Annotated in this window: 14 protein-coding genes; 1 reads left to right on the top strand and 13 read right to left on the bottom strand. The window is 67.0% G+C overall.

Annotated features, from left to right (window positions below):
- Positions 1–2: 2 nt before the first annotated feature.
- The 11 genes from VPH46_RS00525 to thiE form a co-directional block, all read right to left on the bottom strand.
- Entirely contained in the window at positions 3–188 is a 186-nt protein-coding gene (locus VPH46_RS00525; RefSeq protein WP_125960044.1) for a hypothetical protein, read from the bottom strand.
- Positions 170–847 carry a complex I 24 kDa subunit family protein gene (locus VPH46_RS00520; protein ID WP_416607895.1) on the bottom strand — a complete coding sequence of 226 codons (678 nt, stop codon included), beginning with the start codon at positions 845–847 and terminating at the stop codon, positions 170–172. Before VPH46_RS00520 ends, VPH46_RS00525 begins: the two co-directional genes overlap by 19 nt.
- Positions 847–2,079 (bottom strand): NADH-quinone oxidoreductase subunit D, encoded by a 1,233-nt coding sequence (locus tag VPH46_RS00515; RefSeq protein ID WP_416607892.1) that lies wholly within the window; start codon positions 2,077–2,079, stop codon positions 847–849. Before VPH46_RS00515 ends, VPH46_RS00520 begins: the two co-directional genes overlap by 1 nt.
- Entirely contained in the window at positions 2,079–2,936 is an 858-nt protein-coding gene (locus VPH46_RS00510; protein WP_416607889.1) for an NADH-quinone oxidoreductase subunit C, read from the bottom strand. Before VPH46_RS00510 ends, VPH46_RS00515 begins: the two co-directional genes overlap by 1 nt.
- Positions 2,933–3,493, bottom strand: a complete 561-nt coding sequence (locus VPH46_RS00505; protein WP_317893264.1) for a NuoB/complex I 20 kDa subunit family protein — start codon at positions 3,491–3,493, stop codon at positions 2,933–2,935. Before VPH46_RS00505 ends, VPH46_RS00510 begins: the two co-directional genes overlap by 4 nt.
- Before the next feature lie 2 nt (positions 3,494–3,495).
- Positions 3,496–3,870 (bottom strand): NADH-quinone oxidoreductase subunit A, encoded by a 375-nt coding sequence (ndhC, locus tag VPH46_RS00500; RefSeq protein WP_125960149.1) that lies wholly within the window; start codon positions 3,868–3,870, stop codon positions 3,496–3,498.
- 289 nt (positions 3,871–4,159) lie between these two features.
- Entirely contained in the window at positions 4,160–4,975 is an 816-nt protein-coding gene (locus tag VPH46_RS00495) for an inositol monophosphatase family protein (RefSeq protein ID WP_239434133.1), read from the bottom strand.
- A 5-nt stretch (positions 4,976–4,980) separates the two neighbouring features.
- Positions 4,981–5,385, bottom strand: coding sequence for a hypothetical protein (locus tag VPH46_RS00490; protein WP_125960049.1), 405 nt, complete (start codon positions 5,383–5,385; stop codon positions 4,981–4,983).
- A gap of 18 nt (positions 5,386–5,403) precedes the next feature.
- Entirely contained in the window at positions 5,404–5,967 is a 564-nt protein-coding gene (gene efp / locus VPH46_RS00485; protein WP_125960050.1) for an elongation factor P, read from the bottom strand.
- Positions 5,968–6,036: 69 nt separating this feature from the next.
- Entirely contained in the window at positions 6,037–6,633 is a 597-nt protein-coding gene (locus VPH46_RS00480; protein WP_416607886.1) for a M23 family metallopeptidase, read from the bottom strand.
- Between the two features lie 362 nt (positions 6,634–6,995).
- Positions 6,996–7,700: a thiamine phosphate synthase gene (gene thiE / locus VPH46_RS00475; protein WP_239434131.1), complete on the bottom strand. Its 705-nt coding sequence runs from the start codon at positions 7,698–7,700 to the stop codon at positions 6,996–6,998.
- On the opposite strand from thiE, the gene VPH46_RS00470 reads away from it, so the two are divergent.
- On the top strand, positions 7,699–8,448 hold the full coding sequence (locus tag VPH46_RS00470) for a DUF72 domain-containing protein (RefSeq protein WP_416607883.1): 750 nt from the start codon (positions 7,699–7,701) through the stop codon (positions 8,446–8,448). The genes thiE and VPH46_RS00470 overlap by 2 nt on opposite strands.
- A gap of 138 nt (positions 8,449–8,586) precedes the next feature.
- On the opposite strand, the gene VPH46_RS00465 is transcribed toward VPH46_RS00470, so the two are convergent.
- A complete protein-coding gene (locus tag VPH46_RS00465; RefSeq protein ID WP_416607881.1) occupies positions 8,587–8,979 on the bottom strand; it encodes a putative quinol monooxygenase in 393 nt (130 codons plus the stop codon).
- Entirely contained in the window at positions 8,979–9,887 is a 909-nt protein-coding gene (locus VPH46_RS00460) for a class I fructose-bisphosphate aldolase (protein ID WP_416607879.1), read from the bottom strand. Before VPH46_RS00460 ends, VPH46_RS00465 begins: the two co-directional genes overlap by 1 nt.
- Positions 9,888–9,962 lie beyond the last annotated feature (75 nt).

The following is a 9,962-nucleotide window of genomic DNA, read 5'->3' as shown; positions in this document are numbered from 1 at the left end:
GGTCAGCGCCCCTTCCCGATAAGCTTTTCGGCCAGCAAATAGGCCACAACCGCCACGCCGATCGCGATCAGGACGCCGATCAGCTTCAGCGCCCCCACGAACAGCTGCAGCAGCACCCAGAGCGCCACGAACCCGACGAGGATCGCCAGGACCAGGGATCCCAGCGCCTTCACGCCGCCGAGCCCCATTCGCCGCGATAGTCGTGGTTCTCGGTCACCATCGCCTGGAGCGACGTCGGGCCGCCTTCCGGCGCGCTCGCCTGACGCTCGATCTGCGGACCGGGCTTCGGAGTCTCGCCCCGGGCCAGCGCGTCCAGGATCGCGACGGTCTTGTCGTAGTCGAGATCTTCAAAATTATCGTCGTTGATCTGGACCATCGGCGCGTTGGCGCAGGTACCCAGGCACTCGACCTCGGTCAGCGTGAACAGGCCGTCCGGCGTGGTCTTGCCCTTGGCCAGACCGCGGTTCTTGCAGGCCGCGAGCACGTCGTCGGAGCCGCGCAGCATGCACGGCGTCGTGCCGCAGACCTGCACATGGTAGCGGCCGACCGGCGCCAGGTTGAACATAGTGTAGAAGGTCGCGACCTCGAACACGCGGATATAGGCGACGCCGATCTCGCGCGCGACGAACTCGATCACCGGGACCGGCAGCCAGCCCTGGGTGTTCGTCTCCTCGCCGACCTGGCGCTGCGCCAGGTCGAGGAACGGGATCGAGGCCGATTGCTCGCGGCCGGCCGGATAGCGCGACAGGATCTCGCGCGCCTTTTCGGCGTTCTTCTCGTTCCACGCGAAACTGCCCCAGCGTGCGCGGGTCTCTGCCTCGTCCGGGATATGGGGTGCGTCAGCCATCAGCGGTCACATTCACCAAAAACAATGTCCATCGCGCCCAGGATGGCGGTCGTGTCGGCGAGCATGTGCCCCTTCGACATGAAGTCCATCGCCTGGAGGTGGCTGAACGCGGTCGGGCGGATCTTGCACCGGTACGGCTTGTTGGTGCCGTCGGAGACCAGATACACGCCGAACTCGCCCTTGGGGCTCTCGGTCGCGACATAGACTTCGCCGGCGGGCACGTGGAAGCCCTCGGTGAAATATTTGAAGTGGTGGATGAGCGCTTCCATCGAGCGCTTCATCTCGCCACGCTTCGGCGGCGCGACCTTGCGGTCGAGGCTGAGCGTGGGACCTTCCGGCATTTCGGCCAGGCACTGCTTCATGATGCGCGCCGACTGGCGCACCTCTTCCACGCGAACCATGAACCGGTCGTAGCAGTCGCCCCGCGTGCCGACCGGCACGTCGAAGTTCATGCGACCGTAGACGTCGTAGGGCTGCGACTTGCGCAGATCCCAGGGCAGACCCGCGGCGCGGATCATCGGACCCGAGAAGCCCCACTTGAGCGCGTCTTCGCGGCTGACGATCGCGATGTCGACGTTGCGCTGCTTGAAGATGCGGTTTTCAGCCACCAGGCTGATCGCATCCTCGAACAGGCGCGGCAGGCGGGTATCAAGCCACTCGGCGATGTCGGTCAGGAGCTTCAGCGGCACGTCCTGGCGCACGCCGCCGGGGCGGAAATAGTTCGCATGCATGCGCGCGCCCGAGGCACGCTCATAGAAGTTCATGCAGTCTTCGCGCAGCTCGAACAGCCACAGGTTGGGCGTCATCGCGCCCACGTCCATGATGTGCGAACCGAGGTTCAGCATGTGGTTCTTGATGCGGGTCAGCTCCGCGAAGAACACGCGAAGGTACTGCGCACGCAGCGGCACCTCGAGGTCGAGCAGCTTCTCGATCGCGAGCACATAGCTGTGCTCCATGCACATCGGCGAGCAGTAATCGAGCCGGTCGAAGTACGGGATCGACTGCAGATAGGTCTTGTGCTCGATGAACTTTTCAGTCCCGCGATGCAGCAGGCCCACGTGCGGGTCGACCCGCTCGACGATCTCGCCGTCGAGCTCCATCACGAGACGAAGCACGCCGTGCGCGGCCGGGTGCTGGGGCCCGAAGTTGATCGTGTAGTTCTGGATCTCGACATCGCCGGTCGACGTATGATCGTCGGCGCGATGCTCGAGCTGGTCGAGATACTCAGCCATTACTGGTTCTGCCCTTCGCCCTTGGACGGAATCACATCCGGATCCTTGGGCTTTTCCTCCGGCTTGTTGCCCGGATCGGACTTGCCGACGCCGGTCTGCGCGGGAGAGTCGGTGACCTTCGCCTCCGGCGCGTTCGGCGGCGAATCCTTCTTGTCGTCGTCGGCGCGGCGCACCTGCTCGGCCGTCACCGGCGAGGGCGCACCCTTGGCCTGCGGCAGCGCCGCCTTGTGCTCGCCCGCAGGTGCCGCCTTCTCGTCACCCGGAAGGACGTATTCCGCACCCTCCCACGGGCTCATGAAGTCGAAGCTACGGAAGTCTTGCGCCAGCTGCACCGGCTCATAGACCACGCGCTTGGCGGCTTCGGAATAACGCACCTCGGCGAAGCCCGAGAGCGGGAAGTCCTTGCGCTGCGGATGGCCGCGGAAGCCATAGTCCGTCAGAATGCGGCGCAGGTCGAGGTTCCCCTCGAAGATCACGCCGTACATGTCGAACACTTCGCGTTCGAGCCAGCCCGCGACGGGCCAGATGCCCGTCACCGACGGCACCGGCTGCACCTCGTCGGTGCGCACGCGCACGCGGAGGCGGTGGTTCCGGGTGACCGAGAGCAGGTGGTAGCAGACGTCGAACCGCTCGACGCGCGACGGATAGTCGACGCCGGCGATTTCCATCAGCTGCTGATATTCGAGGCCGGGCGTGTCGCGCAGCGCGATCATCGCCGGCACGAGCTGATCACGCTCGACCAGCAGCGTCACTTCGCCGACGAGATCCTGCGCCTCGAGCAGCGCCGCGCCGAGGGCCGCGGTCGCCTTGTCGATGACGCCGTCGTTGGCGGCATAGGCAGGTGCGGGCGCCCTCACCGTTCGATGCTCCCCGAACGGCGGATCTTCCGCTGCAGCTGCATGACGCCGTAGAGCAGCGCCTCTGCGGTCGGCGGGCAGCCAGGGACGTAGATGTCCACGGGCACCACGCGATCGCAGCCGCGCACGACGCTGTAGCTATAGTGGTAATAGCCACCGCCGTTGGCGCACGATCCCATCGAGATCACGTACTTCGGTTCCGACATCTGATCGTACACGCGACGCAGCGCCGGGGCCATCTTGTTGCACAAGGTGCCCGCGACGATCATCACGTCCGACTGGCGCGGAGACGCGCGCGGGGCGGCACCGAAGCGCTCCATGTCATAGCGCGGCATGTTGACGTGGATCATTTCGACCGCGCAGCATGCGAGGCCAAAGGTCATCCACCACAAGCTGCCGGTGCGCGCCCAATGGAACAGGTCTTCGGTCGAGGTGACAAGGAAACCCTTGTCGGTCAGCTCGCCGTTCAGGTCGTCGAAGAAGCGCTGGTCCGGCGCGACGTGCGCACCGGGGGCCAGGGCGTTCTGCTCACCGAAAGCGGCAGGCGACGGGTTCAGTTCTACTCCCAATCCAACGCTCCCATCTTCCACGCGTACACGAGGCCCAGCGCCAGTTCGCCGATGAAGATCATCATGGAGATCCATGCCGTCCAACCGAGGTCGAACACCGACACTGCCCAGGGATATAGGAACGCCGCCTCCAGATCGAAGACGATGAAGAGGATCGCCACCAGATAGAAGCGGACGTCGTACTGGCTGCGCGAGTCCTCGAACGCGGGGAAGCCGCATTCATATTCCGAGAGCTTCTCGGCATTGGGCTTGTCCGCGCCGGTAAGGCGCGACACCAGGATCGGCAGCGCCACGAAGGCACCGGACAGGAGAAGCGCGATCCCAAGGAAAATCAGGATCGGCAGATATTGCGATAGGTCGACCAAGGTCATCTCGCGGTTGCGGAATGCTGAGGGGCTTCTAGGCGCATGACCCGGAGGCATCAAGGCGCAAACCCCTTGAGAATCGCTCGCAATTAGGCTCTAATATGCGCTGGAACCGGCTTGCCGCGGCCACGCGCGGCGCCGCCCGCGGCCAAGTGGCGCGGACGGTGCGGAGCAGGACAAGATTTGTAACGGAACGCGGCGTCAGCCTGCCCTGCAACCGGGCGGCGGGACGAATCGCACGGGGGCCGCGAAAAGGCGGCGGAACGCACGAGGTTCCGCCGCGGTCAGGTCAGCGCAGGGCGCCTGCGACCAGCTTGTGAAGGCGCGAGTGGAGCGCGTCGTTGGCGGCCAGCACTTCGCGCTTGATGAAGGCGCGGTCGGCGCCCTTGAAGTCGGTGACGAAGCCGCCGGCCTCGCGCACCAGCAGGATGCCGGCGGCGATGTCCCAGGGCTGGAGACCCGATTCCCAGTAGCCGTCGAAGCGGCCGGCAGCGACCCAGGCCAGGTCGAGCGCGGCGGAGCCGAAGCGGCGGATGCCGGCGACCTCGGGTGCGACGGCGCCGAAGATGCGGCTCCACTCGGCGAAATTGCCGTGGCCCATGAAGGGAATGCCGGTCGCGATCAGCGACTCGGTCAGGTCGCGGCGGGCCGAGACGCGCAGCCGCTGGTCCTGGTGCCATGCGCCCCGGCCCTTTTCGGCCCAGAAGCTCTCGTCGGTGATCGGCTGATAGACGAGCGCGGTGGTGATTTCCGGCTGGCCGCCGGCGCCCATCGGCTCCTCGACCGCGATCGAGATCGCGAAGTGCGGGATGCCGTGGAGGAAGTTGCTGGTGCCGTCGAGCGGATCGATGATCCAGCGCGGCTTGGTGGGATCGCCTTCGATCTTGCCGCCTTCTTCCAGCAGGAAGCCCCAGTCGGGACGCGCCTTACGCAGTTCCTCGACCAGCGTCTGTTCGGCGCGCTTGTCGGCGACGGAGACGAAGTCGGCCGGGCCCTTGCGGCTGACCTGGAGGTTCTGGACCTCGCCGAAGTCGCGACGCAGGCGGGGACCCGCCTTGCGCGCGGCGCGCTCCATGACCGTGAAGAGGCCGGAATGTGCAACCATGATATTTAGCGTCCCTGGGGCTTCTTGGCAGCCGGCGCGGCGCCGGGAGGCGCTTCGCGCACGCCGCACACGGCCGCGACCGCCGAGAGGCGATCGGTCGTGTTGGACGCGTTCAGCTTGTCCTTGTTCTTGTTGAGCATCTCGGTCGTGCGCAGGCTGATCTCCGCCAGCGGCGCGCGATAGATGCAGGCGAACAGCGCGCTCTTCACCTGTTCGGGCACCTTTTCCGACTGGAGCCCGCCGATCATCGCAGCAAGCGTCTTGGAAGCGTTCTCCACCTCCTCGCGGGAGGGCTGGCCGGCGGCAGGCTTGGCAGCCGCGGGCTTGGCACCGCTCTTCGCCTTCTGCGCCGAGGCGCCGGGGCTCAGGACCAGGGCGGCCGCGGCCGCGAGGGGGAGGAGAAGCTTCATACGCGTTACTCTCGTTGCTCAGTCCGCGCGGCGGACGTAGGTCTGCTCGTACACGTCAACCACGATGCGGGTTCCGCTGGCGATGTGCGGCGGCACCATGACGCGCACGCCATTGTCCAGCACGGCCGGCTTGTAGGACGACGAGGCGGTCTGCCCCTTCACCACCGCGTCCGCCTCGACGATCGTGGCTTCGATCGTGTCGGGCAGCTGAACGCTGATCGCTTCCTCGTCGTAGAGTTCCATCACCACGTCCATGCCGTCCTGAAGGAAGGCGGCCGCGTCGCCGAGCAGGTCGCGCGGGAGCGAAACCTGATCATAGGTTTCCTTGTCCATGAAGACGAGCATGTCGCCTTCCGGATACAGGAACTGGAAGTCCTTGGTGTCGAGGCGCACGCGCTCCACCGTCTCTGCCGAGCGGAAGCGGACGTTGTTCTTGCGGCCGTCGCGCAGGTTCTTGAGTTCCACCTGCATGTAGGCGCCGCCCTTGCCGGGCTGGGTGTGCTGGATCTTCACCGCACGCCAGATGCCGCCTTCATATTCGATGATGTTGCCGGGACGGATGTCGACGCCGCTGATCTTCATGCTGGAACCTGTGGTGGAAAGAGCCAAGGGCCGGCGACGCAAATCGCCCGGGCCACGATGCGCGCGGCTTTAGCCGCCGCCACCGGTTCCGGCAAGCAGCGGATAGGGGTTGAGCGGCGTGCCCTGGTGCCAGCGCTCGCCCGGTGCCATGTGCTTCACCGCGAAATGGAGGTGGGGACCGTCCGGGCTGGCGTTGCCGGTGGAGCCGACGGTGCCGATCCCCTGCCCCCGGCGCACCAGCTGCCCCTCCTGCAAGCCGGGGGCATAGGCGTCGAGGTGCGCGTAATAGTCGACGTGGGCGCCATCGGCGGTGCGGATGTAGATGGTGTGGCCGCCAGCGGCGCTGTCGAACAGCTTTTCGATGCGTCCCCCGCGGGCGGCGAGCACGGGCGTGCCGCGCGGCGCCATGATGTCGATCGCCTGATGCTCGCGCGCGCCGCCGTCGCGGCTCTGGTCCCAGGTGTCAACGAGCTGGTCGGGCGCGATGCCGGCGACGGGGACGATGAGGCCTGCGGCGTTGGGGCGCAGCCGCGTGGGGGGTGGGGCAACGGCGGGCGCGGATGCGGCACCGGGTGGCGGTGGTGTGGTGCCCGGCGACAGCATCAGGATGAACGCGCCGCCCGCGACCACCAGCAGCAGCAGGATCGACCAGCCGAGGCGGTTCATGGCTGGCGTGCCCGCCGGTTGGTGGTGCCGCCGATTGCTGTCCGACCCATCGCGCGCTCCCAGGATGTTTCGGGTGGAGAACGTTCGAGGGGGCGGTGGTATCCCGCGGCGGCGGCGGCGCGAGTCTCACGGGCGCCTTCCCAACTGGGCCCTGGCCTTCGCCGGGGTACAGGAGGGTTGTGCCGGCCCGCCCCACTCCCGGCGTATCCCCGCGCAGGCGGGACTTCTGCGAAACAGGGCCGCCGTCCTTTGGCCACACCCGTATTCCTGCGCAGGCAGGAGTCCAGGGCCAAGCAGAGCAACGACGTGCGGTGCTTAGGACCCTGGACTCCTGCCTTCGCAGGAGCACGGGGACGTGAAGCCTAGCGCGTCTTGCCCTTGGCGAGCAGCTCGGTGAAGGCGCGGACGGCGGCGGCTTCGTCGCCGTTCCAGACCGAGCCGCTCACCGCCAGGAAATCGGCGCCGGCGTCGATCAGCGGCTGCGCATTGTCCGGCGTGATGCCGCCGATCGCGACGCAGGGCAGCTCGAACAGCGTGGTCCACCAGGACAGGATCGCCGGCTCCGCGCGGTGGCGGACTTCCTTGGTGGTGGTGGGGTAGAAGCTGCCGAAGGCGACATAGTCGGCACCGGCCTCCCCCGCTCCCATCGCCAGGTGACGGCTGTCGTGGCAGGTCACGCCGATCTGGACCGACGGGCCGAGCGCGGCACGCGCCTCGCGCGGGTCGCCGTCTTCCTGGCCGAGATGGACACCGTCCGCGCCCAGCCGCTTGGCGAGGCTGACGCTGTCGTTGACGATGAACGCGACTTCGCGATCGGCGCAGAGGCGCTGGAGCGGTTCGGCGAGACGCGCCGCGGCGTGCTGGTCCATGTCCTTCACGCGGAACTGGAAGGCTGCGACGGGGCCGGCGTCGAGCGCGCGGGCGAGCCGGTCCGGGAAGGCGCCGGACACGTCGAGCGGCGAGATGAGGTAGAGCTGGGTGGCCGGCCTGCGATTATGGGCCTCGAATTGATCCGCAAAGCCTTCCAGCGCGTTGTCGGCTTCGAGGTCGTCTTCGGGATCGTGCATGCAAAGCTCCGGGTTCGCGGCAGTTCGGGTGGGGTGTTCCGGTTGGATCTACCCGCATTGGCGTGGCCGCTTCTACCCCGAGAAGCTGGCGGTCAAGGGCTGGTTCGCCTTCTACGCCGAGCATTTCGACACGGTGGAGATCAACAACAGCTTCTATCGCCTGCCGAAACCCGAGACGTTCGACGGCTGGGCGGCACAGGCGCCGCCGGGCTTTCGCTATGCGGTGAAGGCCAATCGCTTCCTGACTCAGGCCAAGAAGCTGAAGGATTGCGAGGAGCCGATGGCGCGGATGATGCCGGCATTCCGGCATCTGGGGGAGACGCTCGGGCCGGTGCTCTACCAGCTGCCGCCGCGATTCAAGATCAACCTGGAGCGGCTGGAGGCGTTCCTAGAACTCGTGCCAAAGGACGTGGTCAACGTCTTCGAATTCCGGGAAAAGAGCTGGTACGACGACCGGGTGTTCGCGTTGCTGGAGCGATATGGCGCGAGTTTCTGTGCGCACGACATGCCGGGGTCGGACAGCCCGGACCTGGCGGTGGGGCCGGTGGCCTATGTCCGCTTCCATGGCGGCGAGGGAAAGTATTGGGGGCGCTATTCCGAGGAGCGGCTGCTGCGCTGGACCGACTGGATGATGGCGCAGGCGGGCGCCGGGCGCGCGGTGTGGGCGTATTTCAACAACGATGCCGAGGCGCATGCGGTGGAGGATGCGCTGACGCTGAAGGCGATGCTGCGGCAGGCCGGGCGGTAGGTAGCGTGCAGTGCGGTGGGAGGCTCACTTCCGGTATCCCGGCGGAGGCCGGGGTCCAGTTGCGGGCGGCCCGCGGGATGCGGAAAGGTTGCCCACCTGGACCCCGGTCTTCGCCGGGGTACGAAAAAGCGGATGCGATCAGCCGCCGGCGAGGAAGCTGCCGGGGACCGGGCGGGTCTCGGCGCTGAGGTCGAAGCCGGCGATCAGGGGGCGGCCCTTGGCGATCGCGTCCTGGACGGCGGGGAGCTTCAGCGAGGCGGCGTGGCTTTCCTTGGCATCCCAGAGTTCGGTGATCCAGATCGCGTCCGGATCGGCCGCGTCCTCGGCGATCAGATAGGCGAGGCAGCCCGGCATCGCGCCGGTGCCGCTGGCGAGGATGGCGACGAGCTCGGCGCGGGTGCCCGGCCTTGCCTTGATCTTGCCGATCATGCCGAAACCTGCGGTCGTGCCTGCCATCGCCATCTCTCCATTGAAAAGGCGCCCGCCGACCAGCGCGAGCGCCAGCCCAGCCAGCAGCGGGCGCCGCTCCATCAGTCCTGACCCTGATAGATGCCGATGATCTTGTCGAGCATCGCAAGTGCCTTGTCGCGCGGACGCTGGAAGGTGTTGCGGCCGATGATCGAGCCGTTGCCGCCCCCGTCGCGGATGTCGCGTGCGTCCTGGTAGACCGCGTCGGCACCCTTGGCGGCGCCGCCCGAGAAGACGACGATACGGCGGCCGTTGAAGCAGCTCTTCACGACATGGGCAACGCGCTTGGCCTGGGTGGAAGCGTCGAAGCCCTCATAGACCTTCTTGGCTTCCTTCTGCTCGATGTGATCGGTCGGCAGCTTCACCTTGATGATGTGCGCGCCGAGCAGCGCCGCCATGTGCGCGGCATAGGCGCCGACGTCGAGCGCGAGCTCACCGTCCTTCGACAGGGTGCCGCCACGCGGATAGGACCAGATCACGGTGGCGATGCCGACCGACTTGGCCTGGGCCGAAAGCTCGCGGATCTCCTCCATCATGTCGAACACGTCGTCGGCGCCCGGGTAGATGGTGAAGCCGATCGCCGAGCAGCCGAGGCGGAGCGCATCGTCGACGCCGCCGGTCACCGCCTGGTTGATGCCGGTCGCCCAGCTGTTGGACGAATTGACCTTCAGGATGGTCGGGATCTGGCCGGCGAAGGTGCCCGCCCCCGCCTCCAGCATGCCGAGCGGCGCCGCATAGGCGGAGAGGCCCGCGTCGATCGCGAGCTGGAAGTGGTAATGCGGGTCATAGGCCGGCTCGTTGACCGCGAAGCTGCGGGCGGGGCCATGCTCGAACCCCTGGTCGACCGGCAGGATGACCAGCTTGCCGGTGCCGCCCAGCCGACCCTGCATCAGGATGCGGGCGAGGTTCGCCTTCACGCCGGGATTGTCGGACTCGTAGTTCGCGAGAATTTCTCTGACGATCGGCGTCATTCTGGAGGTCTCCCATGCTGCTGGTTCGCTGCGGCTGTTACCGCTTGCCCGACTTCGTTAGGCGGGCACCGCCGG

Source organism: Sphingomonas sp. MJ1 (PH-R8) (assembly GCF_048058635.1).
Lineage (GTDB): Bacteria > Pseudomonadota > Alphaproteobacteria > Sphingomonadales > Sphingomonadaceae > Sphingomonas.
This window is presented reverse-complemented; position numbering and strand designations above follow the sequence as displayed.

Coding starts and splice junctions, on each gene's coding strand:
- VPH46_RS00525 (WP_125960044.1), bottom strand. CDS start 188: ATGGGGCTCGGCGGCGTGAAGGCGCTGGGATCCCTGGTCCTGGCGATC.
- VPH46_RS00520 (WP_416607895.1), bottom strand. CDS start 847: ATGGCTGACGCACCCCATATCCCGGACGAGGCAGAGACCCGCGCACGC.
- VPH46_RS00515 (WP_416607892.1), bottom strand. CDS start 2,079: ATGGCTGAGTATCTCGACCAGCTCGAGCATCGCGCCGACGATCATACG.
- VPH46_RS00495 (WP_239434133.1), bottom strand. CDS start 4,975: ATGGTTGCACATTCCGGCCTCTTCACGGTCATGGAGCGCGCCGCGCGC.
- VPH46_RS00490 (WP_125960049.1), bottom strand. CDS start 5,385: ATGAAGCTTCTCCTCCCCCTCGCGGCCGCGGCCGCCCTGGTCCTGAGC.
- efp (WP_125960050.1), bottom strand. CDS start 5,967: ATGAAGATCAGCGGCGTCGACATCCGTCCCGGCAACATCATCGAATAT.
- VPH46_RS00480 (WP_416607886.1), bottom strand. CDS start 6,633: ATGAACCGCCTCGGCTGGTCGATCCTGCTGCTGCTGGTGGTCGCGGGC.
- VPH46_RS00470 (WP_416607883.1), top strand. CDS start 7,699: ATGCAAAGCTCCGGGTTCGCGGCAGTTCGGGTGGGGTGTTCCGGTTGG.
- thiE (WP_239434131.1), bottom strand. CDS start 7,700: ATGCACGATCCCGAAGACGACCTCGAAGCCGACAACGCGCTGGAAGGC.
- VPH46_RS00465 (WP_416607881.1), bottom strand. CDS start 8,979: ATGGAGCGGCGCCCGCTGCTGGCTGGGCTGGCGCTCGCGCTGGTCGGC.
- VPH46_RS00460 (WP_416607879.1), bottom strand. CDS start 9,887: ATGACGCCGATCGTCAGAGAAATTCTCGCGAACTACGAGTCCGACAAT.